Source organism: Candidatus Hydrogenedentota bacterium, assembly GCA_035416745.1.
In the GTDB taxonomy this organism is placed as follows: Bacteria; Hydrogenedentota; Hydrogenedentia; order Hydrogenedentales; family SLHB01; genus UBA2224.
In genome coordinates this window covers 1-1264 of sequence record DAOLNV010000061.1, presented here as the reverse complement: position 1 = coordinate 1264, position 1264 = coordinate 1, and the positions used below count along the sequence as shown (strand labels likewise).

Annotated in this window: 2 protein-coding genes; both read left to right on the top strand. The window is 60.4% G+C overall.

Annotation, left to right across the window (positions count from 1 at the left end; translation table 11 throughout):
* On the top strand, positions 1 to 261 hold a 261-nt coding region (locus PLJ71_16285; GenBank protein ID HQM50248.1), incomplete at its 5' end, for a phosphodiester glycosidase family protein.
* Positions 262 to 513: 252 nt separating this feature from the next.
* Positions 514 to 1264 (top strand): HD domain-containing phosphohydrolase (locus PLJ71_16280; GenBank protein HQM50247.1); only part of this gene is annotated, 751 nt, incomplete at its 3' end.

Sequence of the window (1264 nt, the reverse complement as noted above, 5' to 3'; positions counted from 1 at the left end):
CTGTACCTTCTGGTCATAGATGGCCGCCAACCCGGCTATAGCCTCGGCGCCTCTACTTCCGACACCGCAGCCATGCTCAGAGCGCTGGGCGCGTACGAAGCCCTTAACCTGGATGGCGGCGGCTCGACCACACTCGTGTTTGATGCCGGCAACGGTGACGCAAAAGTAGTCAACCGGCCAATTCACCAGCATCTGCCTGGAAATGAACGAGTTAGCGCAAACCACCTGGGCATATTCGCCAAGCCGCTCCAGGAGAAATGAGCCGCGTTCCACAGGCTCCCCGCGGAAAGCTCCAGGCGAGCATGCGGAAACACTCATCTCGCGCAGGGAACTGGGGGCCCAGTCCATGAATCGGAAATCCGGCGCATTTCCGGGAGGAGCAAACCGGAAGGTTTTCAGAGCACATCGCGCGACTCTCAGGAATAGCTTCATCGACTGGACTCGGCAAACGGCCATGTCGTAGGATGAGCGTACTGCAGACGGGGACATAACCTAGGGAAGGAACCGAACATCATGTTGCGACGCATCGCGATTGTGACGGGGGATGAGAAATACTTCAGCAAGATATCCAAGGCAGACAAGGATCCCGAGAGCCAGTTCGTTCAGGTCCTGCCTGGTTCGCCGCTTCCGCCGGCGTCGGTGGGGCTCATTGCGCCGACCGCCAAGCAGGAGCCCAAGGACGTGCTCGAAGCCGCGATTGGACTGGCAAAACGGTACGATGAGTTGCTGTACCTCATCGCCGACGTCGTGGACTCGCAGGAGGGCGTGGCGCCGGGAACGTCGAAACGCGTGCAGGAACACGCCTCGCGGTTTGCCGCCGCGCTTAAGCTGCCCCCCGAAGAGCACCTCACCCTGACCCGCGCGTCACTCCTCCGCGGCATCGGAATGCTCAAGGTGCCGGTGGACGTCCGCTTCAAGAAGGAGATGCTCACGTATGACGAGTGGGCGCTCCTTCAGGCCCATCCCAGATTCGGGGCGGACATGGTCGCCGCGACGGATGCGCTGAAAGACACGGCGAACGCCATCCTCACGCACCACGAATGTTACGATGGCACGGGTTATCCCCAAGGCATGGAAGCCGAACATATCCCGCGACTGGGGCGCATAATGAAGATTCTGGACGTCTATTGCGCCATGACCAGTGCCCGGCATTACCGCGAGGGCCATGCCACCCACAAGCAGGCCATTGAGCACCTTAAGTCCGAGCGGGGCAAGCATTTCGATCCCGAACTCGTCGACGTGTTCATCAAGAAAGAAGTCGGCC